This is a genomic window from Candidatus Saccharibacteria bacterium (assembly GCA_016700015.1).
In the GTDB taxonomy this organism is placed as follows: domain Bacteria; phylum Patescibacteriota; class Saccharimonadia; order Saccharimonadales; family Saccharimonadaceae; genus Saccharimonas.
This window is the reverse complement of the sequence record CP064995.1, coordinates 236,503-263,263: the sequence shown is the minus strand read 5'-3', so window position 1 is coordinate 263,263 and position 26,761 is coordinate 236,503. Positions and strand designations below refer to the sequence as shown.

Sequence of the window (26,761 nt, the reverse complement as noted above, 5' to 3'; positions counted from 1 at the left end):
TCCTTAGACGATAATTACTGGTGTTCACTCGTGATTCTTCCGCCGAGCGTACGTAGTTCATGAAGTGCTTCTTTGGCTTGATCCTTATTGGGCGGGATGCCGTGCCACTTGTAATTGTACTCCATGAAATCAACATTTTTGCCCGGTATCGTGTGGGTAATGATACAGCTCGGTCTATTTTCGATGGCTTTTGCCATACCGACCGCGTCAATAATGCTCTCTATATTGTGGCCATCGATCTCTTGAACATGCCATCCAAATGCTTCCCATTTTGCTCGAAGATTTTCGAGCGGCATAACGCTTTCGGTTGGCCCATCAATCTGTATGTTATTGCGATCGACAAATACAATTAGCTGGCTCAACTTGTATTTACCGGCAAACATAATCGATTCCCAGTTGTTCCCCTCGTCAAGCTCACCGTCACCCGTCACCACATATACCCAGCGATGGGGTTGATGATCGAGATACTGCAATGCATAGGCATACCCTGCACCCTGCCCTATACCACACCCTAGTGGACCGCTAGTATTTTCTAGGCCGGGTAGCTTTGTGCGCTCTGGGTGGCCCTGGAGCCTGGAACCAAGTTTGCGCAGCGTCATCAGTTCATCTTTGTCAAAATACCCCGCCTCTGCCATTGTGGCATACTGCACTGGCACACAATGGCCATTGGACAGGAAAAATATGTCGCGCTCTGGATCCTCCGGGTTCTTGGGATCGCAGTTCATGACATGAAAATAAAGCGTCGCCACAAGATCAGCCAACCCTAAAGGTCCTGCACTGTGCCCACTACCGGCGTGTTCGAGCATTTTCACAATGTCTTTTCTGATACTATTGGCTTTTTGTTCGATCTGTATTGTTGTCAGCTGCCCATTCATATATTACCAGTGTAGCATAAGCGTTTTATATCTGCATGCAGGACCATTACTAAATCACCGCGTGTTTGTTGATTTCGTCAACAAGCTGCTTGTATGCTACTGCTGGATCTTGAGCCTTGTTGATGGCTCCACCACAGTTGATCACATCGACACCACCCTGGGCAAGGCTAAAGGCATTTTCAGCATTAGCACCCCCGTCCCAACCGACTTCAACTTCAGGGTGGATATTGCGAATCAGTCGCACTTTTTCAAGTTGCATGAGGCTTGCGGTACCGCCATAGTGCCCAAGATCGCCACTAAATACCAACACATGGTCAGCAGCCTCGATATATGGTTGCACGATACTCGGTACCGTCGGCTTCAGTAACGCCACGCCTGCTTTTATACCCACTTGCTTTAGTTTTGCTAGTATCGGAGTCAGGTCTTCACTGGCTTCAGCATGAAATATTACTGTTGCCGGCTTTAGCTGTATGAGCGCGTCGACATACTGGCTTGGCCTAGCCACCATAGCATGCACGTCAACCGTCCATTCCTGTGGCCACCATATTTGATTAACTCCCACTGTAAAAGTTGGGGCAAATTCACCATCTGTCAGGTCTATGTGGACACGTTGCGCAAAAGAGTGCAGCCGCTCAACAGTTGCCTTGTAGTCGTCTTCTGTCTCACAGAGAATTGCTGGTACAATTACTGGCATATCGCCTCCTATCTTACTGTCTTATGCTTGACTGAGAATAAAAAATGAATACATCTGATCCATATTCATACTTAGAAAACCGATTCTGCTACACTGAGTACGTAAAAACCAAATGGCACCGAGATAACAACACCGCCAAAGATTGTCAGGCCCACCACCCACCTTCGGTGCATTGTATGCGACTGCATAGAAACCTTGATTCCCTGGAGAATAAAGAGAGCGATATTAGCTATGCCCGCAAGCAGAGATACTACCAATACACCTATCGCTGCTATCGCCATCCCTGGACTACCAGTATCGTTCATGACAAATCCAATGAGTCCGGCAAAAGCGATGAATCCGTTGGCAAAAAACATACCACAAGCAACAAGCAAAGCCCATATCCTGGTCGCACCAGTGATACCGACTGACGCACTTGGTTCGTACGGTTGTTGATATGATGGCATTAGAACTCATCCAGTGCCGTATTTCGGCGTACATAACGCGCTGCACCTGCAAACGGTGTCGCCAGCCAGGTATCAATGATGTCTTTCCAGAGCTCCAGATCATCGCCCTCGGCATCGACTACTCTTGCTGGCAAGCACAGCACGTTACTGTTGTTGTCGTTGCGGCATTCACGTGCTTCGAAACTATCCCATATGACCGCTGCCCGGATGCCACGAAAGCGATTGGCAGCCATCGCCATACCCTGCCCGCCAGTACATATCAAAATCGCTCTAGGATCGTCCACATCGTCCTCTCCCAGCACCTTTGTCACAGCCATTTGTGCAAACTGCGGGAAATCATCCTGTGGATCGAGGATCTTGTCACCCACATCCTCCCACTTAAAACCCCGCTTCGTAAGATATGCTTCAACTTTTTCCTTAAGATAAAAGCCGCCATGGTCAGAACCGATAAAAATCTTCATAGAAGTTAGTATAAGCGCTATGGTAAATCTTTTCAAATGACTATCATGGATCAGGGGTAATGGAGAGTAGGGTCTGCGCCACAAGAACCTGCTTCGATGAGCTGGGTTTCAGAATTGGAGTGATAAACCACGTCGGTGTATTGTCCCGCCCGCCCTTCGACGCAGAACCGAGAGGCTACTCCTGTGTTGACCATTACCGGACTCGGCAGTGTGCTGCCAGACTTGGGAACGCTGATCGGGAATGAGCCGCCTTGAGCGATAAAAGTGTTGATGATATTGGCTTGAGCTATCGAGCAGTCTGAACCGCACGGGAGTACAAAGCTAGCCTGCGCTATAGTTGGTCCATGGATCACGATATTCGATGAGACCTGGCCTTTTATATGGATGTTGTTGCCGTTATACACACACGATGTATTATACGTTTGCCCGCCACTGATAATGGGCATATAGCCATTACAGGAATTAAGAAATAGCTGAGCATTTTGCTCGCTTGTGAGGTTTTGATAGGTAGGCATTTGCGGCGCATTGGTGAAAAGTTTGGTTGCAATTGTCAAAGGCGGCAGGTAGTCGGTGTCGGCCAGATTCGAAGGGTAGCTCCGCTTTTCAACATGATATAGCTGCAAACTTTTTAGTGCATCGGCTACCGTACGCTGTGTTACCGCGTCGGTTGAGCGTTTTTGAACACCCCCATACGTAACAAGAGCAAGTGTCGCCAAAAGCGCGATTACAAATACGATAATGATGAGCTCGACAAGCGTGAATGCGCGCAGGTAGCGTATCCGACTACTGTGTTTGATCATTCTCCGACCGCGCCGCAAGTGCCCTACCCGCGTCTGCCACTAACTCCACGAGTCGGTTGCTATAGCCCCACTCGTTGTCATACCAAGCGACCACTTTCACTAAATTTCCACCCACAACATTGGTGAGTGGTAAATCGACAATTGATGAGTGACTGTTGCCCTTAAAGTCAGTGCTAACGAGCTCTTCCTCTGTCACGTCAAGGATGCCTTGATAAAATGGTTTGGCGGCAGCATCCTTGAATGCTTGGTTCACCTCTTCCGTAGTAGTGTCGCGTTTCAAAAGTACCACGAAGTCGCTCATACTAACGACAGGCGTAGGAACTCGAACACTAAGCCCACCAAACTTACCTTCGAGCACAGGCAGCGCCTTGGCGGCGGCAATACTGGCGCCCGTGGTAGTAGGTACTATATTTTCGGCAGCAGCTCGAGCTTCGCGTAGATCCTTAGCGGGAGCATCCTGGAGCCGCTGGCTCGCCGTATAGCTATGAACTGTCGTCATCATGGCTTTCTCAATACCAAATGTGCTTTCGAGCACGGCCATGACTGGTGTAATGCAGTTTGTTGTACAACTAGCGTTACTGATAACTGGCGTGCTGGTTGCAATCATGTCTTCGTTTACACCAAGGACAATTGTGTCAGCGCCTTCACCCTTGGCTGGAGCACTAATGACTACTTTGCGCGCACCCGCGTCGATATGAGCGTTTGCTTTAGCTGGGTCGACAAAAAACCCTGTACTTTCGATAACAACATCAATTGAATAATCACGCCATGGCAGTGCAACGGGCTCCTTCTCGGCGAGCACGGCAATATGCTGGCCGTCCACAATGATTCCCGTCTCGTCAAATCCGACTGCTTTATCGTAGGTGCCATAGCTACTGTCGTGCTTCAGAAGATGTGCTAGAGTTTTTGTGTCTGTCAAGTCATTTATGGCTACAACTTCTATGTCATCGCGCCCAAATGCGATTTTAAATGCGTTGCGTCCGATCCGTCCAAATCCATTGATTGCTATTCGTACTTTTGTCATTGCCCACTCCAGTATTAACCATTACCTGTATGCCTGTCAGTATAGCGTATCTTCGGCTTCAGATATATATTGACATTTACAGCATGATGTTTTTATTGATAGTATATGCTTTGCTATACTGTGATTATGGACATGAGGGAACTGCTCCGCGTAGCTAAAGGTCACTATGATGACAAGCAGCTTGTCGTCCTCGAACGTGCGATCAACTATGCCACCGAGGTACATAGCGGGCAGCTCCGTAAGAGTGGCGAAGCCTATATCACTCATCCACTCGCTGTCGCCGCGACCCTCATTGAATGGGGGATGGATATCGATACAATTGTAGCCGGCATACTCCATGATACGGTTGAAGATACTGTCGCCACGCTCGAACATATCGAACATCTTTTTGGACATGATGTTGCCTTTCTCGTCGACGGCGTTACAAAAGTAAGCCGCGCACGGTCTGGTATGCGCGACCTGGAAAGTTACTTGCCTGGTACCAAAGATAATCTCACCAAACTGCTGATTGCTGTTGGTCAAGATGTCCGCGTCATCATTATCAAGCTAGCAGACCGCCTGCACAACATGCAAACCCTCCAGTACAAAAGTCCAGCCAAACAAACAAAAATCGCCCGCGAAACAATTGAGGTGTTTGCGCCCCTAGCCGACCGTCTCAACATGGGGCGAGTGCGCGTACAGCTCGAAGAACTCAGCTTTCGCTACCTACTACCAACCGAGTTTGAACACACGAAGCGGTTGATGGATAGCCGACTCAAGAAGAGTGAACATAAACTACAAAGCGTGAAACGCGAAGTTGACGCTCACCTGACAACAGAAAAGATAGCTCATGAGATTGATGGGCGAGTCAAAAGCGTCTATAGCTTATACAAAAAAATGAAACGCATACCCAATATTGACGATATCTACGACCTCATGGCGCTGCGTATTATCGTTGACGATGTCGCCACCTGCTATCTAGTGCTTGGAGAACTACACAGTCTTTATACTCCCATGTTTGAGCGTATCAAAGACTATATCGCTACTCCAAAACCGAATGGTTATCAGTCACTCCACACGACTGTTATCACGAAATCAGGACAGCCTGTTGAGTTTCAGGTGCGTACTCATGAAATGCACGACTATGCGGAGCGTGGATTGGCTGCGAGTTTTCACTACAATGAGCAAAAACTAACCGAGGCCTACAAAAAAGGGACGATTGCTGAGCTACCCGCCGACCTCCACTGGATTCGCGATCTACAAAATGCAGCCGCACTTGTTAGTGAGGGCAAGGAGTTCGACGAAGCGAACCTGCGGGTTGACCTATTTGGTGATCGGATATTTGTATACTCACCCAAGGGCGATATTTATGACCTACCCCATGGCGCCTACCCGCTAGACTACGCCTATCGAGTGCATAGTGACCTGGCGGCACGCGCCAGCGGATTTATGGTTAATGGCAAAATGGAGCCATTTAGCCATCAACTTTCTCATGGTGATGTCGTGGAGATACTTACAAGCCGTAGCGCCAGGCCAAAGCCTGATTGGGTGCAGTATGTTGTAACTACTCACGCTCGCCTTAAGCTACGTGCGCAACTACGGAGAAGTGGTTTTTTGGGCCAGCTCAGCAATGCAGCCGCCATTATCCAGCGCAAAGCGAAAGAACGGATTGATAAACGAAAACGAAACCGGTAATAGGCCGGTTTCGTCAATGGGTAGCTGTAATTATTGCGTAACAGGAGCTGGTGGCGTAGCTGGGGGTGTGGTGTTGTGGCGTTCTGGGCCAACCGGACCAACATACTGCGTTGACTTACTAAACGCAAATATCGGAAACATAACCGGCGAGAAGAGGATAAGTAGCACTCCATAGCCAGCATCCTTACCAAATGATTTAGCAAGGTCAATATACATCATAACTCCGAACACAAGATTCGCAATAGGTACCAACATCATTGCAACCCACCAAAGTGGACGACCAATAATTTCCAGCAAGACAACAATGTTATAAACAGGCACTAGTGCCGCCCATCCTGGTTTCTTTGCCTTTTCAAACAATTTCCACATTGACACAATACCTATTGCCGCGATTGCAAATACAACAAGTGTGTAGACCGCCATAAACCCCATAATTGCTGCCGCCGCAGCCGGATCGGCAGCTGTAGTTGATGTTGTGCTGTAAGCAGTGTCATACATTGTATAGTTATCGTCCATATACTAAATCTCTCCCTTAGCGATTATTATAGCGCGTTATACATTCTTTGATAATAGCTTGTGCTTCAGAAACGTCACCCCAACCTAGTACTTTTGTACTACCAGGCTTTTTCAAATCTTTGTAGTGTGTAAAGTGATTTTCAAACTGCTTCACAAGATGACCGATATCAGCAAGCGATTGTATAGCATCACCATCATCTCGGTTATCGGCAGGTACGCACACAATCTTGTCATCAACCTCACCATCATCCTCAAACTTCATAACACCTAGTATCTTTGCCTCAAGCCATACCCCAGTCGGTAATGGCTCAGGACAGATAATCAAAGTATCAAGTTCATCGCCGTCTTCGTCAAGTGTTCCTGGAATGAAGCCATAGTTACACGGTTTTGCAAAAATGCGCGGCTCGACACGATCGAGCATAAAAGCCGCTCTGTCACGATCCCATTCAATCTTAAGCCGAGAGCCCTCAGGTATTTCGACAACAGTGTTTACCATACCATTGTCAGTGGCGCCAGGCGTTAATACAATATTAAAATCAGGCATAGTTTCCTTTCGCTTACTTACCAATAAGTGTATCAGCTTTTGTAGCGGTACGATATACTAATGTAAGCCCATGTCCCTACTCCATCGACCAAAACTTATTATTGCTCGTGACTTTGCCGATGCCGCGGTGAAAGCTATTGACAGTGCTACCTCGCGCGTAGCCCTTGTTGCGACAACGTTTCGAGCTGACAGCAATAGCAGTCGGCGTATTATTGATGCACTTTGCCGAGCAGCCGATCGAAAAGTCATTGTTACTGTCTGTGCCGATGCATACACCTATACAGAGCCGAAGGAATTTATTTTACGCTCCCCCAAACGTCATCCCCTGCGCGCGCTTAGCGCCATCAAGATCGAACACGAGCTTAAACAGCATGGTGCCGACTTCCACTGGCTTGGTAGCAAAAGCAATGTTGGATTTGCCGGCCGCACTCACTCCAAGTGGCTTATCGCCGATGATACCGTACTCAGTTTCGGTGGAATAAATATCGACGAAGAGAGCTTCATGAATAACGACTTTATGCTCCAGTTCAAAAACCGTGACTTTGCCGATCAATTATTCTTACAGCACCTTCGCCTGCTTAAAGCCGATCGCGCCGGGCATGCTACCAAAAACCATTCTATCGCCATTTCAGATACTTCGACAGTACTCATCGATGGCGGCATTGTTGCAAACTCAGTAATATACCAGCGTGCCTGTCGCTTGGCCCAACAAGCGACGGACATTACACTTGTATCTCAGTATTGTCCGACAGGCAAGCTCCAGCGTATCCTTCGACGCAAGCATGCCACGTTATATTTCAATCATTGGCGCAGCGCTAGCTGGTTCAATCGTCTGCTTATCAGCTTTGGCATGACAACCACACGTCAAGAAACACAGTATACGAAAGAGCAATACCTGCATGCAAAATATATATTGTTCACAATGCCCGACAAACGCAAAGTCGCCCTAACTGGGTCGCATAACTTCATGTTTGTAGGTGGGCTTTTGGGCACCCGCGAAATTGCACTCGAGACAAGTGACAAAGCCATTATCAAACAGCTTGAGTCGTTTCTCAGTTCGCATATTCAATAAAAGGCATTCGTTAGCGTTCATTAAATAGCAATAGTCCTAGGCCAGCTGTTATACTATGCTTATCATGGAAGCTCCACCAAACAGTGTGCTCATCATCGGGCACAGGGGCGCAGCAGGGCTAGCTCCCGAAAATACACTTGAAGCGTTTCAAGCTGGTATTGACGCGGGGGCAGATATACTAGAATTTGATGTCCGTTTGACCCGCGACAATATTCTTGTCGTTGTCCATGACTTTCACACTATTCGCACCCATCACAAAGCATCGCTGATTAGTCGCTCGACCTACCAGGAACTTCAATCATTGTCTGAAAAATATCCCCCAATTACACGATTAGATGTTATTCTTGATCGCTATTTCGGTCGCATTTTGCTGAATATCGAACTAAAAAGTAGGGGCAGCGGCGAACTGCTCATACAACTGCTAAAAAAATCCTACATTCAAAAAGTTGCTGATTGGGACAATGTGTTAATATCATCATTTCGCGGAAGTGAACTGCTGCGCGTGCGCCGCCTGGCGGATCATGCGAATCTGGCGATGTTGCATCATGAAAACCCCTTTCTTTTTGTAGCCTACCAGCGCTTTCTGCGACTAACGGCAGTCGGATTTCATCGACTCTACCTTAACCCCTTTGCTATTGAGATTGCAAAGCGTGCAAAACTATTCATCTATGCTTATACCGTCGATCGGCCCTCTGCTCTTCCTCATTTGAAAAAACAGGGTGTTAATGGCATCGTCACTAATTATCCCGACAAGTTTCGCGACGCCATAAAACAAGAAAGCTAATTTACTTTACTGTTTCGAGCTATCGATAAATTCGCGTATCGAAAGTGCAGCGGTTGCGCCTTCACCCACAGCACTGGCCACTTGCATGGTTGCGCCACTACGGACATCGCCACTTGCATAGACACCGGGCACATTCGTCGCCAGGTGAACATCTGTTTTTACGAGATTATGTTCGTCGAGCTCGACACCACTACCGGCCAAAAATTGCGTATTTGGTTTAAGCCCAATAAAGACGAATACGCCGTCTGTGGCGATATCGACTGGTTCGTTGTTCTGTAGAGTTTTTACCTTGTGCACCTTGCCATCATCACCGGCCACAATTTCAGTCGGAACCGTCTGAAGATGAACCGTAACCTGCCCTTCGTCTATGTACTGTTGCAAATCGCGCTGGAGAATATCACTTGCTTTCAGCGTACTACGTACCAAAAGGTCGATGTGATTTGCGAACCGTGTCAGAAATATGGCTTCTTGTACACCACTATTGCCACCACCCACTACGACAATCCGCTTGTCGCGGTAAAATGCGCCATCACAAGTGGCACAGTAGTGGACACCGCGACCATAGTATTCCGCCTCACCTGGAATACCAAGTTTATTGTAATCGCTTCCTGTTGCTACAAGTACAGCACGAGCCTTTACCTCATTTCCATCCACAGTCACCACTCGATAATCACCCTCGTCGCGCACCGCGGTTACATCACCATATTCAATATGGGCACCAAACCGCTCTGCTTGTTTTTGCAACTGTTCGGCGAGCACCATACCCTCAACGCCATCGGCGAAGCCAGGATAGTTGTCAACTTTATCAGTGATAGCCGCTAATCCACCGACAACGCCCTTTTCATACAGAACGGTATCGATATTCTCACGCGTTGTATAAATAGCCGCCGCTAGTGCACTGGGGCCGGCGCCCACCATGATAACATCTCTTATTGCGTGTTCATCCATATATCCCCCTATCTAGTCATTCCTTGGTAGAGCTCTGCCGGAATACTCGGCTGTTCTATCACAGCGGGCGCAGAAATTGCCATGACAATAAATTTAAGTGGTGTGTTTGGCGGAATATCGTCACCCTGCCCCTGCTCTCCATAGGCTTTGTCGGATGGAATGGTGATCTCACGAATACCACCAACACGCATCCCCTTCATACCCTCTTTCCAACCGGTGATTAGCGTTGCATTGTCGAGCCCCTTGTCGAGACTTACATTAGCAAACAGCGGAGCTTTCAGTTTACTCTTATCAGTATCAATACTACTGTCAAATACTTTTCCTTTTGGATTCCAGCCAACATAATAAGCAGCAAACGGTGTTGAGCCGCTAATTTCTTCTCCTTCACCGATGACGATATCATTTGTAGTGAGGCTAGTAACACTCGCACTATCAAACTCAATCACATTATCAGCGTATGGCGCAAACGTCTCATGGTACTGTACGGAAAGTTCGTCGGCCTGAGCTGTCACTTTCTGTTGATACTCCTGCGAGCGTTTTTGATACTCATCATAGGCTTGTTGCTGTTTTGCCGAATCGTTCGCCTGATTTTCCGAGGCAAGTATCATAACCGCAAATGAACCAACCGTACCAATAACAGTCACTATCAGGATTGCCAGTATACCCCAGCGCTGGGTTTTCGTTGTCGCCATATATTCCTCTGTCGTTAGCTTTTAACACTATTATAGCAAACATTACACGGGTTTGACGCCTGCAATTGGTCGCTCAGGTTACTGTTTTTTACGACGAGGAATCGTGCGTGAAGTTGGAGTAAAATAATCGTTTTCATATACTTTCGCGGCACGCCACGATCCTAGAGATGTGCCGAGCGGCAAAAGCTCGCTATAGCCCACTAGGTCAGCGACACGACGTATCCATGCCCCAAGCCACCCATAAATTCGTATCCAGCGCCACTCGATTACCGCCCATCCCGCACCAACTGGGATGGCCTGTACTGGCTGTACGGCCCGGTAGCTACGCTTCGCGGTACGATGCATGAGATGACGGGCTACAAATCTCGCATCATGAATAGCAGTTTGCGCAAGTCCCGTATATGGCGTGGCGGCATTGTCCCCAATAACATAGATGGCTTCGTAAGCTTGTAATTTGTCGTCAACTTGCACCCGACCATTTTTGGCTAGTGTAAAAATGTCAGGATGACGCGCAAATAGTGGATGATTGCAGACACCAGATGTCCAAATAACGGTGTGGCTCTCGATAGGACTTCCGCTTACAATCAATTCGTGGGCATTAGCTTTCTCGACACGCTTGTTGGTTTCGATACGGACGCCAAGTCCCCTGAGCCTGCGAGCCACATTCTGGCTAACTTTCTTGTGTGACCGCGGCAATACACGTGGTGCAGCTTCGATAAGCCGTACTTTAGCCTTATCGTTTCGCACCCTGTAGTTATCACATAGTCGGCGGATATATTCACCGATCGCACCCGCTAGCTCGACACCGGTTGGTCCGGCTCCAATGATGACATAGTTCTTGTCAAGCTCACCCTTCTCGGCGATATCAATAAATAGCCGCTGTTTTAGACGGTGAATTTCATCGGCATTTTTTATCCCATAGGCGTAGGTTTCGAGCCCGGGGATATTGAAGTAGGTAGTGACAACCCCTATGGCAATGATGAGCGTTTTGTAGTCATAGCGAGTTCCCGACACGCCAATCACCGACTTGGTTGTTGGATCAATCGATTGTATCTCATCGACATAGACGTGAACATTGGGATGATCGGCAAAAATCTCACCAAGCGGCGCCCAACTTTCGGCATGACTATGGCCAGTGGCACTGCTATAGAGCGTAGGGTAGTACTGAAAGTCGGCTCTATCAGTAATAAGTGTAACATGACTTTTCGAGTCCTTTGCGATCTCCAGCGCGGCTTTTACTCCACCAAAACCCCCACCGACAATCGTAACCTGGACCGCCATTAGCTTTCTCGTATAGTTATTATTTTTATCACAGCATGTATAATAGCAAACATAGCCATAAGCATAAAGAAGAAAGCGAATATATCCCATGGATGCCCTCTCAGCTGGACGCGAGCTCATCGGACATACTCTTGCTGTACATATCATTATTGTCACCATTTCTATCGGCTTGCCGGTACTAATGAGCTATTTTGAATGGCAGGCTTGGAGACACAAAAGCCATGAGTACCGACGGCTAACACGCCTACTGGCGCTTTGGGCTGCCGTATTTGTAGTTGCCGGCGTTTTCACCGGAACTGCAGTTGCGCTTCAGTTGTCGACACTGTGGGCACCTTTTCTTGATCACGTGCGCCCTAGCGTGGGTGTTCTTTTTCAGCTTGAGGGCTATATGTTCCTCATTGAAGCGGTGTTCCTAAGCTGGTACTTAGGCACGTTAAATACAATCGGCAGCATAAAGCATTTTTGGATCGGACTACCAATTAGCATCGGCACGATTGGTTCCGCATTCTTTATTACGTCGGTGAACGCCTACATGAATAACCCCGAAGCGATATTTACCGCTACAACCGCCAATGAAGTAATGCACTCTGTTGCCAGCTACCTATTCTCCACGACTGTTTTGGTGCTTGGCTATATCGCGTGGCGGAGTCTAAAAAAACAAACGCTAGTAGCGCAAAAATTCTTGCAGTCTGTTATGCTGCAGCTTGGTGTTATTGCCGGGCTACTACTTATCGCGCTCGCCGTGCTGGGACATCAATCCGCGGTATTACTCGCATCGACTCAGCCGCACAAATTAGCTGCAATTGAAATTCTAGACAACACTCAGACAAATGCTCCTCTGCGAATTGGCGGCATGATTGATGATAGTGGCAAAGCAACGGGTGGTATTGTATTGCCAGGTGTCCTTAGTTGGCTGGTAGGATGGTCCACTGATACAAAAGTGCAAGGTCTTAATGAAATTCCTCGTGACCAATGGCCTTTCTTAGTTGTGCATACGATGTTCGACATCAAAATGATCCTTGTCGGGCTCTCATGCGCTATTATATTGCTCGTCGTATGGTATGGATGGCGAATTCACAAACAGCCGCGATGGCTACGCATTGTACTAGTCCCTTTCAGTAGTATCGGATTCGTCATGCTTGAACTCGGTTGGCTTATCACAGAATTCGGTCGTCAAACCTGGACAGTCGTCGGCAAACTCAGCACAGAGTCTGCGTATACGCTAGGCGCCAATATTCATCGCACTCAGTACCTATTTATAGTACTGTTTGTACTCCTCGGGCTCACAACTACGTATGCTCTGGTCTATACGACACGGCGCTGGCGTAGCGAGGAGAAACAGTCGTGGTAGCCGTGCTTTATTGCCTTATTCTCGTGCCGGTTATTATTTATCTCTTCTTTAGTGTGCTTGAAATATGGCTAACACTGCGCATTACACAGAAACCAGCTGGGCGTAATCTTATATTTGTCCAAGCATCGACTGAGGTCACACATACCCTTCTCGTTTTTGCATATGCACAGTTCATGATCACATTTAGTGGTCTGCTGGTTCATATTGGCGGCGCGCTGTGGTGGCCAATTGCCCTGCTCACTGTTTCGATCTTGCTCCGCGGCTCACTGTATTTGGTCATTTTCTATACATCCCGCAAGTTGCGAGTCCTTTATGGATTATTACTTACCACCTATCTTCTGGGCGTGATCTCACTGCTCTGGGCGCTGGCTATTATTGTTCCGGCAATTATCGAGAGACAGTTCGTGCCCGATACAGCTAATATGGAGCTGGTACTATGGCTTGGCATGCCAATCCTTGCTATATCGCTCATACCGATTGTTGCCGTTTACCGTTTCGCGCTAAAACAGATTAACCGTCATCCCTAACTGGTGATTTCGTACTCGGCTAATTTCTTCTTTGCGGCTTCAGTAGTGCCCATCTGAAGCGCCAAAAGCTGACCGTAGATACCATTTGTCATAGCAAGCCTTGCGGGCGTACCGACTTCGTCGACACGACCGTCTTTTAGTGTCACTATTACATCAACGCCAGCAATTGTGCTAAGTCGATGAGCAATAATAAGCACTGTTCGCCCCTGCATGAGTCGATTAAGTGCCTCTTGCACTTCGTGTTCAGCCCGACTATCCAGACTACTGGTTGCCTCATCGAGAATTAAGATTGGTGCATCTTTCAACACGGCGCGGGCGATAGCAAGTCGCTGTTTTTGGCCACCACTCAACTTTATGCCACGCTCGCCAATCTCGGTGTTAAGTCCTTTGTCGAGTTTGTTGATGAATCCTAGCGCGTTAGCTACTTTGGCGGCAGCAAATATTTCTTTATCACTTGCACCCGGTTTCGCATAGGCAATGTTTTCTCGTATCGTTCCGCTAAAAAGCGAGGCGTCTTGAAATACAGTGGCTATCGATTGCCGCAGGTCGCGCCGTCGAATAGTGTCAGTTGCTTGTCCATCAATAAGAATCGCTCCCTGTTGTGGCACATAAAGTCCCATGAGTAGATTTGAAATCGTCGTTTTGCCGCCACCCGATTCACCAACTAATGCCAACTTTTGACCCGGCAGGATTGAAAAACTCACCCCATCAAGAACATGGTGTTGCGTATTATACCCAAAACTAACATCACGAAAATCGACGCGGGCTGTTGTTATAGCCAATTTCTTCCGCGCACTATCGTCAGGCTCGATTGGCTCATTCATGGCGTCAATATAGTCCTTGCTATTTGCAACTGCTCGCTGATAACTATCGACAAAGAAACTAAGACCATTGAGCGGCATGCTCGCCTGCTGAATAAGAACCACGAGCATTGCAATATCACCGATTGTTAATTGCTTATTAGCAGCAAGATAGAATATGAGAATAAGGCTGAGAGCGCGAATGATACCAAATACCAGACCGCGCAGGAAATTCATCATGTGCCAGTGCCGCGACTGGTCTGCGGTGAGACCAATCATTTGTTTTACTTCATTGTCAAAAAAGCGGAACTCCCGTTTTTCAGTAACAAAACTTTTTACTAAGCGTACTTGTGCGATTACCTCCGCAAATCGACCGCTCGCAATATCGAAATGGTGATTCTTTTGTTTTTCAAGTGCTTGCCATTTACCACTTGTTTTTGCCGTCAGATACAAATTTGCCGGAATGAGCACCGCAAACAACAATGCCAACCCCCAGCTATACCACAATAAAACAAATAGTGTCAGGATAGTGGTAAGTAGCATCTGGAGAAGATTGTTCGAGAAGAATTGCAAAAAGTTGGTAATGTCAGTTATCGCCCTACTAAGTCGATTTATAATCTTGCCGCTAATTTCATTGTCATAATACTGCTGTGGCAACTTTAGTAAGTGTCCATAGTAGGCCGTCGACAATTGATGACGAGCACGGATTGATAACTGATCTCCTAAATAGCCGTTGATGTCTGCGATCACTGCGCTTAGCACCGCAACACCAATCAGCACCAGCGCGTATGCCCCTAATTGTTGCCAGCTAAACATCGTGGTTCCTTGTGATATGTGCACTACCCAGTCGGTCACAAGCTTAATAACAAACGGTGGCACAAACGCCATAAGCGACGTAAATACCGCCAGAACCGCAACAGCAACCATATACGCCCGCAAATGGCTAGTATAACTAATTATGGTACGCAGTGGGCGCACTATCTTCCGCATCCTGCGATGATAGTAATACTCACCGCAATAATAGCTACGCCGAATATAAACAATAACGGTATTTGTGTGGTCATGTAAACCGCACGAGGCAAAGCCCATGATGGCGATACCAAGATACTTAGCGTATTGTATTGAATGACAAAGGACATATACGCATTATACTACGACTTTAGTCTTCACGATCTATATCGTCCTGCAAGGTTTCGAGAAGTTCATCACGCCACCGTTCATCGCCCCGCCCTGCAGCCATTTTCCAACACTCCTCGATATACTCCATAAGGTCTCGCGCAATTGAATACTCGTCTTGGACGCAGTCATTGATAACAACACAAACCTCATATAGATCTTTCAGTATTGCTTCGTTTCCATCAGACAACTGAGCAAGCCGCATGATATGTTTCGCTATTCGAATTTGGAGTGATGCGGGAACTTCCATATGGCATGAATTATACTCTTGTTTTTGGTAAAGACAATCTAATGAGTTTTTTTGACACCTGAACCCTTAGCTGTGTTTCCCCATTCTTTTAGCCTAGCAATTCTTGCTTCTGCTGGCGGATGCGTGCTAAATAATGCCCCGAGTCCTTGCAGACTGAACATATTTGCAAACATGAGGTGGTTGATCGCTTTATCGTTAGGAGTCGGCTGATAATCCCCGAGAGCCGGCCTGACCGACTCCAGTTTCAAAAGGGCGCTAGCAAGTGCTTCACCGTTTCCAAGCAACTCCGCTCCATGCTCATCAGCATCGAACTCTCGACCTCGGCTGATTGCTAGTTGGATCAACATCGCCACAAATGGAGCCAGCAACAGTACGACAAGAGACGCAAATGGATTGCGATTTTCTTCGTTGCCGCCGAAAAAGAATGCCATTTGAGCAAGCCCGCTAATTGCACCACCCAGTGAGGCCGCAACTGTACTAATCAACATGTCGCCGTGCTTCACATGCCCAAGTTCGTGCCCTATAACAGCTTTCAGCTCGCTATCACTTAGCAATTCGGTAATGCCCCGCGTTACGGCTACAACAGCATGAGATTGATTGCGACCCGTAGCAAAAGCGTTTGGGATCGGCGTATCGATATAAAACAATCGAGGCATTGGAAGGTTGTCCTTTTGTGCCAATTCCGCCACCATCTGCGCTATGGATGCATGGCTCGTTGTATCAAGCAGAATGGCTCCTTGCATACGAAGTACCATATCGCCGCTCCACCAATACATCGCAAAATTAGCTACAGTGGCAAATGCAAGGGCAACCCACATGCCATTTTGTCCCCCTATCGCATAGCCAACACCCATAAACACCGCTGTGAGTATCGCCAATAGAACTGTTGTCTTTGCTATATTCTTCATGAGAGTTAGTATACGATATATTGCCTGGAAGATGTGTGATAAACCTCACAAAATTGAAGATATCGCGTTCAAGTCCTAGCACCCCGCATTGGCTACAGTGCGCTCTTGTTTGTATCGCATAATTCAAGTAATTCGTTAAGCGCCGCATCTACTTTTCGCTCAAATGCTTCTCGGTCTGCAACTGTACCATCTGCGTTGAGCTCTTTCATGAAATACAGATTAGCTTGGCTATCACCGACTCGTGCTTTCAGATTGACAGCCAAGGCTTCACGGGCGGTGGCGTGCGCCTGCGTAGCGCCACTGCGCCACCCATAGCCAACAAGTGCAACTGGCTTACGTTCCCACTCTTTTCCTATCCAGTCAATCGCATTGAGTTGTACGGGGCTCATTGTATGATTGTATTCGGGCGTCACAAGTACCACACCGTCAGCATCGACTACCATTTTCGTCCACTGTTTCACAGATTCGTGCTCAGGAGCAAAGCTGGGATCACTCGGTGGAACCTGTGCATCAAAAAAGGGCATCGCGAGTACAGCAAGGTCGGCAATATTCACACCCACACCTTGCTTGGTGAGCGCATTCACCACTTCGGGTACGACATTCGCATTCGCACTACGCGGGCGTACACTGCCGGTTACTACTAGTATTGTTTTCATATACTCTCCGTTTAGTTACTGTGGCCGTCGTTTTCTGAAGATATTACTGTACTTTGCGGTGAACAGTCCTTGCTAATGGCTTTTTTGCTACTTCTGTCTTCTCGTCGAAAGCATCTTGAATCTCCCTTAGCACTTCGTCATCCGTCGTTGATAAACTACCAAGTAGGTACATATATACCACGTCATCCTTTATGATCATGAACCTTGTTGCATGCTCGCCAGCCTCACTACTGACGATTGGCGCCTTTACTTCTTCTTCGAGGTTCAGAATATCATCAAAGCTCTTGACCGCAACAATTCGCTTACCCGACAAATCTGGGTGTTCGCGGGCGCGTACAATTATTCCTTCATGGTAGCGATAAATTTTATCGAGTTCTTTTTGGTAGGACGTGCGGAAAATCCTTCGTCGCATTGCGAAGACAATCAGAGCTACCCCAAGCGCTGTAAACACGACTGAAGTGACTAGTAGGAGTTGGCTTACACCAGCCTGCGTCGCTCGGCTCGACGCTGTCGTAATATCTTTACTACTATTTTTTTCATATTTGGTTGCCGGCTGGTATATTTGCCTCGTTAAAGGTAGCGCGATAGTTGACGTCTTAGTGTCATCAAACGGAGTGCCGTCAATCACACCTTTTACGCTAACGACAATCGAAATGATTGCTTCACCGTCCACTGGTACCTGTAGCGCTGAGCGGTACTGATCGATCAATATACGATACTGTTCATAGGGGATTGTGATCGGTTGATCAATCACAAAATTTGTGCCATTGATTTGCTTAGTAATAGGCGCTATGAGCTCATACTGCTTCGTCCAAACATTTGCCGACTCTTCTTCTTTCCCCGATAGCGCATAGGTCCCCCGAATGAGCGCTGCAACACCAAAACGATACTCGAGCGCCGCACTTTTTGTGCCACTATATTGATAATGAAATTGTGTGCGGATCTCATTGGTAAGTGGAGCTACAAAGGCAGTATTATCTATTACGTCGTCTGTTCCATAAAAGCTATTCTGATGGTACAACACCGCATTGCTGATAGATTGCGATACCGAGTAGTGATAAGGCGCACTTACAGTTGCTCCGGAATTTTTTTGATACCAAAGCCCGACAGCAACACCCAAAGCAAAGCATAACAAAACAATCCCGCTTGTGGTCATGATACGCAATCGACGATTATATTGCTGTTGCTCAAATGTGTTTTTCATTTACCCACCTAAACCGAAAATTCTCTTAACCATACTGTTGGATATCCGATGTAAGGAATACTAAACTTCACAACGCCGATGATTTGCTCCGCACGCACAACTGGGTCTTGGCTCGGGCTATTATCACCTTTGGTGATAAATATTCGCTCACCTGTGCCCGAAGGATCATAGTCTATCGCTATAACACGGTGCGTCACCATTCTTCCTGGTCCCTGATATTGTACTATATCGCCTGTGCTTATGTCCACAGCAGGCACTTGCTGCACAACTATCATCGCACCTCTACTGAAGACCGGTTTCATACTATTGGAGACGATAGCCATCGGTCGATAGGCAAAAATGCCTGTCATAAATAATATTAGTGCAACAATTGTACTGTACGCCATAATCTCATAGGCAATCCTTACCTGCGAGATGCGATGTGCCCGGTGATTAACATGAGGGCGGCTGCTGCGATCTATTACTAAATATACTGCTACACAGACAAGCATCGACGACATGGCGATCAAATACCAGTCATATTTTGGCAAGATCGGTGGCAATATAGTCGCAGCAACAATGCCGAGCCTGAAGGTAAGTTGTGAAGCAAACCCTGCAGCTACTGCCAAAAATGTTAACACGGTACTCATCATCAGTGAAGGTACGACGTCGATAAATATCATCTTGACCACTCGTTCCGCTGACGTCAATTCAACCGCCTGTCCTAAATTCATATAGGGAAGCGCAAGCACTATTGTCACAATCATTCCAAACCACACGGCATTCCGACGTCCGACAAGCATAATGAGTCGCGAGCGAGTTATTTCGATTGCAATTGCAACAATGCTATAGGCCAAAATATTAAGCGCTATGCTCTTGCCATCTGCTGCCAGCGCATTCCTTGTATAGGTGAAAACTATACCGCTAACAAATTGAAGTACAAACCACATGGCCACAGCGCTACCGACAATTATTGCTTTGTCTGATTGATGCCGCGCTCGGTTACTACGACCACGCGTGGCAAGCAGTGACCAACTAGCAATTACGACGAGCAGAAGAGGCTGGATAGTATAGGTGATCCATGCAATCGGCACAATCTGAGCCACTCGCAACCAGACCGTGAGTGTCGTTGCGGTCAGTACAGCTACGAGAATCATCCACGCAGTCGGACGAACAACACGCAGAGTTCGCCACCACATTACGGCATCCCCTGTATCACGATACCGCTCAATACCCATGTGGTGCTCGTAGAGCCCAGCGAGCCCGTAAAGTTGAACGTGCTATTTTTGGCAACTGCAGTTTTACTGGTTATAGTAAGTTGAGTTGCGCTTGTCGTGTAGTTTACCGTTGTTGCCATGGATTGTACGCGATTGGTCGTGCTGCTCCATGTCGCCGTAATCCGCCAAGCACTGATGGCAATAGTTGAATTGTTGGTAACAGTAAAATTATACGGCCAATAATACCACTGACCCGACTTCGTGCGTGTACCTCTAGTATTCGACACCGTAAGCCCAGGGATGGTCTGGTACGTATTGGCATAATACCCGGCGACCGAGAGATTCTGCAAGACAGCATTTGCAACCGTAGCTGTAAACGTAACCGTAAATGTCCTTTGCGCACCAGCGTTAATCGTCTTGTTTGTCGCCGTACTATAAGCTGTAACTGCCATACCAGCCGCCGAGCAAGTGACACTACTCGCACAAACCAGCGACGTGCTGCCTGTCGGCATCGTAAATCCAACCTGCCAGCTCCCAATAGCGCTCGTGCCATTATTTTTAACAATAAAAGCGATGGAGTAGTTCCAGTTTGCACCTGCTTGTACAACCGTCTTTGTATAGCTAACAAATAGTCCTTGCGAGCTGGTGTACGTCACCCCACTTCCCGTCCCATTCACGGTGAGTTTTTGGGTGTATAGTGCGTAGCTCGTGCTAACAAATAGGAGTGGTAGTACAGCAATCAGCGCGATATCACGCCATAGTGTACCACGCCATGTTGCTAGTGTGCGAATAGTGGCCACCCCGTCCCTTAGTAGCGTCTACTAGGTGCTCTGGATGTAGTTAAAGTCGATTTGTGCTGTTTTATTTGCGCCGGTTGTACCTGTTGCAGCCGCATCCCACGTCACTGTGACAGTAGCTGTAGCGGTAGCGCCTGCAGCAAGTGTACTTCCCTGCGTGACACCATTCACGGCGTAGGTAATATAGGTAGGAGCTGCCGAATTGATTGTAGTAAGGTTTGTAATTGTACTCAACTGTGCAGCAATATTCCCTTGGTTTTCAATTACCACAGAGTAAGTTGCCGTCGCGCCAGGATACTGCAGATTCGTACTAAAGGTAGCTGATGTATCTGTGAATGATGGGCCTGAAGCTTCTGTAACACCCGTTCCTGAAGTCCTAGTAATGCCGGTTATTTTCACGTTCCAGTCACCCGTTGCCGTACCGGTACCATTAATCTGGAGATTCTGCGCAAAGGCAGCATAGGCTACAGACGCAAGTACAACCACGGCAATTGCGGCAATTAAAATTTTGTTTTTCATATTCCCTGTATTCCTTTATGTTAGTGGTTATATAGTTATAGCATACACCAGTGCGACCGATGTTCCAATATGTTCTTATACAGAACCACTGGCGTCAGCCTACTAGGTGTTGTTTTTAGCTAGTTGATTCATACCTATCTCTGACTGGACGTTACCGGTTAACCACCTTACCCGAAGCGTGTAAATAATCCGTCACAGCTTGATCGTTCAGCAGACCTCGTGTTGTTGCCTCGCCTTGCCACGGATTATGCAAACGGCCTTCTGCATCCCAACTAATATCAGGGAAATAACGGATGACAGCAGGCATAGCGTCGTGTATGACCTGGCTTTCTAGTCCGCCGGCGATACCGAAATTCGTGCCGCTTGCCGCTAAATCTTTGTCGTTATAGGCTGCTTCAAGGAATGGAAGCAGCGCATCAGCACTAAGTCGTTTGCCCGTTCCATGAGAAGCGTCAAACAGTATATAGTCAAGCGGCGGTAGACGACGAAGCTTGTCGAGCGCAGCGTTTATTCCCAGTTGCATTGCCGGCTGATGACATTGCATTATTACCCCCACACCGTTGCCTCTAATTCGCTGAATAAGTTCGCCCCAATTCTCGCTGTCCGGTTCGTGAAACGGCAACATATCGAACTGAATATGAGTCAGCCAGTCTTGCCCACGCACCATCACTCGCTCAACAAAACGCTCTGGGTAGGAGGGGTCATCATGGATAGTAGCTGGGTCAAGATACATTTGGGCTACCCCCATCTCGTCATCGTTTGATAAATACCTAGGCCACAATGCTCTGTAAAAAGCATCCTCCCCTACCGGATACCAATTGCTGCCATATTTATTTGGCACATCACACCACTGCGTATTGTGCACAGCTTTAACACCCAGAAGTAGATTACGTACACCACTAAGACCCGCTTCGCTCCATGCTTTTTCATAACGAGACTGCTGAACAGGATCAGCTATTCCGCTAATTCCCACGTACGGCGTGCATCGCTCTAGTGTCATGATTAGTAGTGTATACTGGTCGAGCTGAAGAATCAAAAGCTAGTGGTTATATTCGTATGGCGCCGCTACGACTGGCCGCCTGTTTTGCTACATGTTCCATTGCTGCATTGATGGTATCGTCAGTCAAAGTTTTCTCGTAGCTCGTACATTCGATGTGAAGAGTGATGGTTTTATTTTCCATATCGTCCGGCGACTGATAAATGCTGACTGGCTCAACCCTCATCAATACACCAATCAGCTGTGCAGCCAGCGCCTCCCTGACAATTGCTTCGATCGTGCTATAACTTACCTCACACCCGACTTTGAGCGAAATATCTTGGGTTATTGTTGGATATTTACTGAGCGGAACATAGCCGTTTGTTTTTTGATCGACCGCTGCTTGAAGAGCCGCAAGATCAAAACTAGCTGCAGCCGTAGCGGCTGGTAATTTGAAGGCTTTTTTTACCGTCTGTTTTAGCTCGCCGACAATCCCCAGTATATTACCGTCAGCTAACGCAATCGTTGCGCTGCGCGATGGTTCAAATGGTGCGCTAACTACACCATCAATCGCATCGATTGATGGTCGAAACTCAGCAGCGAGTTTTAGGTCTCGCATCAACCGCTCGGCAAACTGGCGCATGACAAAATAGGCAGCTCCTTGCTTTTCTGTCTTACATGCATACACCATATCAATATACTCAGGTTCTTTTGGAAGCCCGCCATCATCAGCGGCATGAGCGTGCTTATTGTGGCCCTTACCAATTTCAAACAACACAAACTCATCATAGCCGAGCTTGGTGTTCATATGAACCTTGTCTAGTAAGCTTGGTAAAACGCTGAGGCGATAAAATTGCAAATCAGGACTGAGCGCATTACTGAGCCGAAAAGCGTAGTCCGTGTTCTGACCAGCTCGTTTCATGACATTTTCGTGCACGAAACTATAGCTCAACACTTCGTTGGCGCCAGCACGTGTTAAACTATCGCGAACCCTTTGCTTAAGAACACGACGCGTATTCTTTGCCGCAGGTGATGCTAGTCGACGGGGTAGTTCACGTGGTAATTTATCGAAGCCATGTAGCCGCCCTACTTCTTCAACAACATCTTCGGGCTGCTCAATGTCTGTGCGCCAAAATGGCGGAACAATCGAAAGCTCTGTTGATTGATCCGACGCGCGCGAAACATCAATTTCAACACACTGTAACAACTTCATCACTTCGTCGGTTGATAGTTGCAACCCAAGCCGTGAATTGATGAATTCTACGCTCGCTTTCACAGCTGGCAATGCTTGTGACGTAGTTCCTACGTCATAGATATCACTAGCCTGTCTGCCACCCGCCACGTCGTAAAGAGATGAGAGTAGTAGGCTTAGAATATAGGGGTTTTGGAGTGGTGATTGACCTTTATTAAACCGTGTCAATGCGTCGGTGAATACACCGTGTCGCATACTACTACGGCGCACGGCATACATATCAAACGTGGCGCATTCTAGCACAACATTCGTCGTCGTATCGCTGACTTCACTATCGCGTCCACCCATAATCCCTGCCAGACCTACCGGCCCCTCAGCATCCGCGATAACAATATCGTCCGGCGTCAATTCATACGTTTTATTGTTGAGTAGCGTGATCGTTTCACCCTCGTTCGCCATCCGGGCAATGAGCGCCTGGCCACGCAATTTGTCGTAGTCATAGGCATGTGTCGGCTGGCCTGTTAGTAACATGATATAGTTCGTCACATCAACAATATTATTAATGGGCTTACTGCCGAGCCGCACCAGCTCACACTGCAACCACAGTGGGCTTGCCTTCACTACGACATCTTTTACGAGTACTGCCATGAAGCGTGGCACCACAGCCGATGCATTATTTTCTACGCGAAGCTCTTGGACATCACCTCTGTTAAATTCAGGTAAAACCTTATACCACGAAGGACTAGTGAATTGCCGTCCGGTAATGCCAGCGACTTCACGTGCCACGCCAAGCTGTCCAAAACAGTCAGGCCTATGGGTAAACATTTTGTTTTCAATATCGATGATTATATCATCAAGGCCATAGGCAGCAGCAAAGCTCGTACCGGACTTGATTTCTATCGCGTAGGGTCGCCATTCATCGACATCGAGTTCAATGATGCCATTATGATCATTGTTAATGTCTAATTCGTCACCCGCCGCGAGCATGCCGTTGCTGGTGACACCGCGTAGTTCGCGTGCAGTCAACCGAAACGGCTCATTATCGTCATAGGTACTGGGCACAACTGACTCCGGCGGCAACCATACTGCCCACATGTCAGTATGAACGTTTGGTGCACCACAGACGACCGTGATCAGCTCACCCGTCCCAGCGTCGATCTTGCAGACACTCAATTTGTCGGCATTCGGATGCTTCTCACACTCAACAACTTTGACAATTTTTGCGTCTTTATATTTCGCACCAAAATCAATCACTTCCTCAACACCACCGAGCTGGCTATTGATCTGCGCCACTAACTCGTCGACTGGTGGCAGCTCAAAATCAATATATTGTTTGATGGTATTGAGACTAACTTTCATAGCTGCTTCCTATTATTGACTTTTTTAACTATATTTGCTACCATATTTATATCATCACCATGTCGTGGCAGGCCTAAGGTTTCGACCGACCGCTACTCCTCGACGTTTTGCCAGCCCTGCCTAAGGTTTCGACCGACCGCACGGGCTGGTTTTTATGTGGTTTGTAGGCAAACTTGGTTCTGAGCTGATCAATCTGCACAATATATTTGAGCTGTGAACGTAGCAGTTTTGAGAAACGCCGATTTGGCACCATCACATGCAAGAGCTTGCGTTTTTCTATCAAATAGTCGTGTAGACAAGTAAAGTCACCGTCGCCACTGACAACAATCGCCTTGTCATATTCGTCATATACTTTTGCAGCGGCGTAAAGTACTAGCTCGGCATCAACATTGCCCTTCATGCTCACACTGCCATTTTCGATATATTGAACTGTTGGCTTAAATACCAGCTTGTAACCTGCCGACGATAAACTTGAATACAGCTTCTCGTTACCAGGTACAAGACCGATGAATAAATAAGCTTCTTCGACACTATATTTATTTTTCAAATAAAGGCGAAACTTTTTGAAATCAAGTTTCCACCCATGGGATTGCACGCCGAGATTGAGGTTTTGGCTGTCGATGAAGGCGTAGACAACTGGCTTCTTGTTCATAATTCGTCCTCATCGAGGAGTCGGTAGACATCATATGCCACTTCTTCATACGGATGCACCTGCTTCATGGCGGCGATGATACGCTTGGCGTCGGCTCGGTCACAGACGACTTCGATGCGCTCCTCGGGCTCGATGCTCAGCTCGCCAACTGTACCGCTTGTTGGGTTTGCGCCATCGACAGGCAAAAATCTGCCAAATCCACTGATCGAATAGCTACAGAAGTGATAATTACCGATCTGCCCAGCACCAGCTTCACCAAGTGCTTGCCGCACTCCGTCGGCTGCTACTACGGGGACAAAGGTAACAATCTTAATCCGCTGACTCACCACTAAAACTGCCTCAAAAAGTTTAGCTTACCACTCTCAAAATGTCGTACATCTTCGATCTGATGTTTCATCATGACGAGGCGATCGATACCACAGCCAAAAGCAAAACCAGTGTAAACGGCTGGGTCGATACCGGCTGCGCGGAGCACATTCGGGTGAATCATCCCACAGCCCAGAAGCTCGATCCACTTACTATGACTACACACATTACAGCCATCGTCGCAGAACGGACAACTGAGTGCAAACTCAAAGCTAGGCTCGGTGAATGGAAAGTAAAAAGGGTTAACCCGAACTTCAAGTTGCTTACCATAGTATGCTTCAAGAAATTTCTGCAGCGTCGCAATCAACATACCGGCATGCACACCTTTGTCAACATACACTCCTTCAACTTGGTAAAACGTGTGCTCATGCCTGGCATCGAGGTCTTCGTTTCGAAAGGTACGGTCCGGCACAATAGCGGCAATCGCCTCACCACGCTCGAGATTATCTCTATATTTTTCGAGCACGCGGTTTTGCATGGTGCTCGTATGGGCCGGTGCAATCAGCGGGTCACCATCGGCGTCGGTTTCAACCGTCATGAAGGTGTCGTAGTCGTCACGCGCCGGATGACCTTTGGGAAAGTTTAGCGTCTCGAACATATGATACTGGTCGTCAATCTCGCGCGATTCCTCGGTCACAAAGCCCATGCGATTGAAAATATCGGAAATTACTTCCATCTCTTTAGTGAGAGGATGCTGCGAACCCTCGTTGCTCGGTAATGCCTGAGGTATTGTGGCGTTATAGTCCATGGGCGCAGTGACATCAATTGCTGGTAATTCTACGAAGCTTAGTTCATCTTTCCGTGCAACAATCGCCGCCTCCAGCGCTTTCTTTAACTCATTAATCTTCTTGCCAAATTCAGCACGCTTATCAGTGGGTAGTTTTGGAATTTCGCCGTAGAGCGATACGAGCTTACTGTCACGTAAAACTTCTGCTGGCGTGACAGAATTTGCCACCCGCGCGAGCAACTCTGAAGATAATGTTTCGATGTCTATCATTAGTAGTATTGTATCACTTTAGCC

29 protein-coding genes are annotated in these 26,761 nt (G+C 47.5%); 5 read left to right on the top strand and 24 right to left on the bottom strand.

All coding sequences use genetic code 11. The annotated features are described in order from the left end of the window. Positions 1–14: 14 nt before the first annotated feature. From IPM09_01460 to gap, 6 genes are all read right to left on the bottom strand, one after another. Positions 15–875, bottom strand: coding sequence for a transketolase (locus tag IPM09_01460; protein QQS22193.1), 861 nt, complete (start codon positions 873–875; stop codon positions 15–17). Between the two features lie 49 nt (positions 876–924). After that, a complete protein-coding gene (locus IPM09_01455; GenBank protein ID QQS22192.1) occupies positions 925–1,569 on the bottom strand; it encodes a hypothetical protein in 645 nt (214 codons plus the stop codon). Between the two features lie 71 nt (positions 1,570–1,640). Then, positions 1,641–2,015 (bottom strand): hypothetical protein, encoded by a 375-nt coding sequence (locus IPM09_01450; protein ID QQS22191.1) that lies wholly within the window; start codon positions 2,013–2,015, stop codon positions 1,641–1,643. Next, positions 2,015–2,476: an RpiB/LacA/LacB family sugar-phosphate isomerase gene (locus IPM09_01445; protein QQS22190.1), complete on the bottom strand. Its 462-nt coding sequence runs from the start codon at positions 2,474–2,476 to the stop codon at positions 2,015–2,017. Before IPM09_01445 ends, IPM09_01450 begins: the two co-directional genes overlap by 1 nt. Positions 2,477–2,526: 50 nt before the next feature. Then, a complete protein-coding gene (locus IPM09_01440; protein QQS22189.1) occupies positions 2,527–3,276 on the bottom strand; it encodes a hypothetical protein in 750 nt (249 codons plus the stop codon). Then, entirely contained in the window at positions 3,260–4,300 is a 1,041-nt protein-coding gene (gene gap, locus IPM09_01435) for a type I glyceraldehyde-3-phosphate dehydrogenase (protein QQS22188.1), read from the bottom strand. Before gap ends, IPM09_01440 begins: the two co-directional genes overlap by 17 nt. Before the next feature lie 126 nt (positions 4,301–4,426). Between gap and IPM09_01430 the strand changes: the two genes are divergently transcribed. Continuing rightward, positions 4,427–5,974 carry a bifunctional (p)ppGpp synthetase/guanosine-3',5'-bis(diphosphate) 3'-pyrophosphohydrolase gene (locus tag IPM09_01430; protein ID QQS22187.1) on the top strand — a complete coding sequence of 516 codons (1,548 nt, stop codon included), beginning with the start codon at positions 4,427–4,429 and terminating at the stop codon, positions 5,972–5,974. A 30-nt stretch (positions 5,975–6,004) separates the two neighbouring features. Here the strand turns inward: IPM09_01430 and IPM09_01425 are convergent, their stop codons facing one another. Both IPM09_01425 and IPM09_01420 read right to left on the bottom strand, forming a co-directional pair. Beyond that, the gene (locus IPM09_01425; protein ID QQS22186.1) at positions 6,005–6,490 is read right to left on the bottom strand and encodes a signal peptidase I; all 486 of its coding nucleotides are present in this window, start codon (positions 6,488–6,490) and stop codon (positions 6,005–6,007) included. Positions 6,491–6,506: 16 nt separating this feature from the next. Then, positions 6,507–7,034 (bottom strand): inorganic diphosphatase, encoded by a 528-nt coding sequence (locus tag IPM09_01420; protein QQS22185.1) that lies wholly within the window; start codon positions 7,032–7,034, stop codon positions 6,507–6,509. A 70-nt stretch (positions 7,035–7,104) separates the two neighbouring features. Between IPM09_01420 and IPM09_01415 the strand changes: the two genes are divergently transcribed. Together IPM09_01415 and IPM09_01410 are read left to right on the top strand one after the other, a co-directional pair. Next, complete coding sequence (locus IPM09_01415) at positions 7,105–8,106, top strand: hypothetical protein (GenBank protein QQS22184.1); 1,002 nt, start codon at positions 7,105–7,107, stop codon at positions 8,104–8,106. Positions 8,107–8,170: 64 nt separating this feature from the next. Then, positions 8,171–8,890, top strand: coding sequence for a glycerophosphodiester phosphodiesterase (locus IPM09_01410; protein QQS22183.1), 720 nt, complete (start codon positions 8,171–8,173; stop codon positions 8,888–8,890). A 6-nt stretch (positions 8,891–8,896) separates the two neighbouring features. Here the strand turns inward: IPM09_01410 and IPM09_01405 are convergent, their stop codons facing one another. The 3 genes from IPM09_01405 to IPM09_01395 all read right to left on the bottom strand — a co-directional run bounded on the left by IPM09_01405 (position 8,897) and on the right by IPM09_01395 (position 11,811). Beyond that, positions 8,897–9,838, bottom strand: coding sequence for an FAD-dependent oxidoreductase (locus IPM09_01405; protein QQS22182.1), 942 nt, complete (start codon positions 9,836–9,838; stop codon positions 8,897–8,899). 8 nt (positions 9,839–9,846) lie between these two features. Beyond that, a complete protein-coding gene (locus IPM09_01400) occupies positions 9,847–10,530 on the bottom strand; it encodes an FKBP-type peptidyl-prolyl cis-trans isomerase (protein ID QQS22181.1) in 684 nt (227 codons plus the stop codon). A gap of 78 nt (positions 10,531–10,608) precedes the next feature. After that, complete coding sequence (locus IPM09_01395; protein QQS22180.1) at positions 10,609–11,811, bottom strand: FAD-dependent oxidoreductase; 1,203 nt, start codon at positions 11,809–11,811, stop codon at positions 10,609–10,611. 88 nt (positions 11,812–11,899) lie between these two features. On the opposite strand from IPM09_01395, the gene IPM09_01390 reads away from it, so the two are divergent. Continuing rightward, positions 11,900–13,162: a cytochrome ubiquinol oxidase subunit I gene (locus tag IPM09_01390; GenBank protein QQS22179.1), complete on the top strand. Its 1,263-nt coding sequence runs from the start codon at positions 11,900–11,902 to the stop codon at positions 13,160–13,162. Beyond that, positions 13,156–13,689 (top strand): hypothetical protein, encoded by a 534-nt coding sequence (locus IPM09_01385; protein QQS22178.1) that lies wholly within the window; start codon positions 13,156–13,158, stop codon positions 13,687–13,689. The genes IPM09_01390 and IPM09_01385 overlap by 7 nt, the downstream gene beginning before the upstream one ends. Here IPM09_01385 and IPM09_01380 read toward each other — a convergent pair. The 13 genes from IPM09_01380 to pheS all read right to left on the bottom strand — a co-directional run bounded on the left by IPM09_01380 (position 13,686) and on the right by pheS (position 26,737). Beyond that, complete coding sequence (locus IPM09_01380) at positions 13,686–15,467, bottom strand: ABC transporter ATP-binding protein (protein QQS22456.1); 1,782 nt, start codon at positions 15,465–15,467, stop codon at positions 13,686–13,688. The genes IPM09_01385 and IPM09_01380 overlap by 4 nt on opposite strands. A 181-nt stretch (positions 15,468–15,648) precedes the next feature. Further along, positions 15,649–15,915 carry a hypothetical protein gene (locus IPM09_01375; GenBank protein ID QQS22177.1) on the bottom strand — a complete coding sequence of 89 codons (267 nt, stop codon included), beginning with the start codon at positions 15,913–15,915 and terminating at the stop codon, positions 15,649–15,651. Positions 15,916–15,953: 38 nt separating this feature from the next. Continuing rightward, positions 15,954–16,823, bottom strand: a complete 870-nt coding sequence (locus IPM09_01370) for a M48 family metalloprotease (GenBank protein ID QQS22176.1) — start codon at positions 16,821–16,823, stop codon at positions 15,954–15,956. Between the two features lie 92 nt (positions 16,824–16,915). Beyond that, the gene (locus tag IPM09_01365; protein ID QQS22175.1) at positions 16,916–17,479 is read right to left on the bottom strand and encodes an NAD(P)H-dependent oxidoreductase; all 564 of its coding nucleotides are present in this window, start codon (positions 17,477–17,479) and stop codon (positions 16,916–16,918) included. 43 nt (positions 17,480–17,522) lie between these two features. Beyond that, a complete protein-coding gene (locus tag IPM09_01360) occupies positions 17,523–18,683 on the bottom strand; it encodes a DUF5305 domain-containing protein (protein ID QQS22174.1) in 1,161 nt (386 codons plus the stop codon). An 8-nt stretch (positions 18,684–18,691) separates the two neighbouring features. Beyond that, positions 18,692–19,861, bottom strand: a complete 1,170-nt coding sequence (locus tag IPM09_01355; protein ID QQS22173.1) for a signal peptidase I — start codon at positions 19,859–19,861, stop codon at positions 18,692–18,694. Next, positions 19,861–20,679: a cellulose binding domain-containing protein gene (locus IPM09_01350; GenBank protein ID QQS22172.1), complete on the bottom strand. Its 819-nt coding sequence runs from the start codon at positions 20,677–20,679 to the stop codon at positions 19,861–19,863. Before IPM09_01350 ends, IPM09_01355 begins: the two co-directional genes overlap by 1 nt. 21 nt (positions 20,680–20,700) lie before the next feature. Continuing rightward, positions 20,701–21,195, bottom strand: coding sequence for a hypothetical protein (locus tag IPM09_01345; protein QQS22171.1), 495 nt, complete (start codon positions 21,193–21,195; stop codon positions 20,701–20,703). Between the two features lie 151 nt (positions 21,196–21,346). Beyond that, positions 21,347–22,195, bottom strand: a complete 849-nt coding sequence (locus tag IPM09_01340; GenBank protein ID QQS22170.1) for a hypothetical protein — start codon at positions 22,193–22,195, stop codon at positions 21,347–21,349. A 46-nt stretch (positions 22,196–22,241) separates the two neighbouring features. Beyond that, positions 22,242–24,722: a phenylalanine--tRNA ligase subunit beta gene (gene pheT / locus IPM09_01335; protein QQS22169.1), complete on the bottom strand. Its 2,481-nt coding sequence runs from the start codon at positions 24,720–24,722 to the stop codon at positions 22,242–22,244. A 73-nt stretch (positions 24,723–24,795) separates the two neighbouring features. Then, the gene (locus IPM09_01330; GenBank protein QQS22168.1) at positions 24,796–25,374 is read right to left on the bottom strand and encodes an NYN domain-containing protein; all 579 of its coding nucleotides are present in this window, start codon (positions 25,372–25,374) and stop codon (positions 24,796–24,798) included. Beyond that, entirely contained in the window at positions 25,371–25,700 is a 330-nt protein-coding gene (locus IPM09_01325) for a hypothetical protein (GenBank protein QQS22167.1), read from the bottom strand. Before IPM09_01325 ends, IPM09_01330 begins: the two co-directional genes overlap by 4 nt. Positions 25,701–25,702: 2 nt before the next feature. Further along, complete coding sequence (pheS, locus tag IPM09_01320) at positions 25,703–26,737, bottom strand: phenylalanine--tRNA ligase subunit alpha (protein ID QQS22166.1); 1,035 nt, start codon at positions 26,735–26,737, stop codon at positions 25,703–25,705. Positions 26,738–26,761 lie beyond the last annotated feature (24 nt).

Bases quoted from the DNA above. Each gene is read 5' to 3' on its own strand.
- IPM09_01460 (QQS22193.1), bottom strand. From the start codon at position 875: ATGAATGGGCAGCTGACAACAATACAGATCGAACAAAAAGCCAATAGT.
- IPM09_01455 (QQS22192.1), bottom strand. From the start codon at position 1,569: ATGCCAGTAATTGTACCAGCAATTCTCTGTGAGACAGAAGACGACTAC.
- IPM09_01450 (QQS22191.1), bottom strand. From the start codon at position 2,015: ATGCCATCATATCAACAACCGTACGAACCAAGTGCGTCAGTCGGTATC.
- IPM09_01445 (QQS22190.1), bottom strand. From the start codon at position 2,476: ATGAAGATTTTTATCGGTTCTGACCATGGCGGCTTTTATCTTAAGGAA.
- IPM09_01440 (QQS22189.1), bottom strand. From the start codon at position 3,276: ATGATCAAACACAGTAGTCGGATACGCTACCTGCGCGCATTCACGCTT.
- gap (QQS22188.1), bottom strand. From the start codon at position 4,300: ATGACAAAAGTACGAATAGCAATCAATGGATTTGGACGGATCGGACGC.
- IPM09_01430 (QQS22187.1), top strand. From the start codon at position 4,427: ATGGACATGAGGGAACTGCTCCGCGTAGCTAAAGGTCACTATGATGAC.
- IPM09_01425 (QQS22186.1), bottom strand. From the start codon at position 6,490: ATGGACGATAACTATACAATGTATGACACTGCTTACAGCACAACATCA.
- IPM09_01420 (QQS22185.1), bottom strand. From the start codon at position 7,034: ATGCCTGATTTTAATATTGTATTAACGCCTGGCGCCACTGACAATGGT.
- IPM09_01415 (QQS22184.1), top strand. From the start codon at position 7,105: ATGTCCCTACTCCATCGACCAAAACTTATTATTGCTCGTGACTTTGCC.
- IPM09_01410 (QQS22183.1), top strand. From the start codon at position 8,171: ATGGAAGCTCCACCAAACAGTGTGCTCATCATCGGGCACAGGGGCGCA.
- IPM09_01405 (QQS22182.1), bottom strand. From the start codon at position 9,838: ATGGATGAACACGCAATAAGAGATGTTATCATGGTGGGCGCCGGCCCC.
- IPM09_01400 (QQS22181.1), bottom strand. From the start codon at position 10,530: ATGGCGACAACGAAAACCCAGCGCTGGGGTATACTGGCAATCCTGATA.
- IPM09_01395 (QQS22180.1), bottom strand. From the start codon at position 11,811: ATGGCGGTCCAGGTTACGATTGTCGGTGGGGGTTTTGGTGGAGTAAAA.
- IPM09_01390 (QQS22179.1), top strand. From the start codon at position 11,900: ATGGATGCCCTCTCAGCTGGACGCGAGCTCATCGGACATACTCTTGCT.
- IPM09_01375 (QQS22177.1), bottom strand. From the start codon at position 15,915: ATGGAAGTTCCCGCATCACTCCAAATTCGAATAGCGAAACATATCATG.
- IPM09_01370 (QQS22176.1), bottom strand. From the start codon at position 16,823: ATGAAGAATATAGCAAAGACAACAGTTCTATTGGCGATACTCACAGCG.
- IPM09_01365 (QQS22175.1), bottom strand. From the start codon at position 17,479: ATGAAAACAATACTAGTAGTAACCGGCAGTGTACGCCCGCGTAGTGCG.
- IPM09_01360 (QQS22174.1), bottom strand. From the start codon at position 18,683: ATGAAAAACACATTTGAGCAACAGCAATATAATCGTCGATTGCGTATC.
- IPM09_01355 (QQS22173.1), bottom strand. From the start codon at position 19,861: ATGTGGTGGCGAACTCTGCGTGTTGTTCGTCCGACTGCGTGGATGATT.
- IPM09_01345 (QQS22171.1), bottom strand. From the start codon at position 21,195: ATGAAAAACAAAATTTTAATTGCCGCAATTGCCGTGGTTGTACTTGCG.
- IPM09_01340 (QQS22170.1), bottom strand. From the start codon at position 22,195: ATGACACTAGAGCGATGCACGCCGTACGTGGGAATTAGCGGAATAGCT.
- pheT (QQS22169.1), bottom strand. From the start codon at position 24,722: ATGAAAGTTAGTCTCAATACCATCAAACAATATATTGATTTTGAGCTG.
- IPM09_01330 (QQS22168.1), bottom strand. From the start codon at position 25,374: ATGAACAAGAAGCCAGTTGTCTACGCCTTCATCGACAGCCAAAACCTC.
- pheS (QQS22166.1), bottom strand. From the start codon at position 26,737: ATGATAGACATCGAAACATTATCTTCAGAGTTGCTCGCGCGGGTGGCA.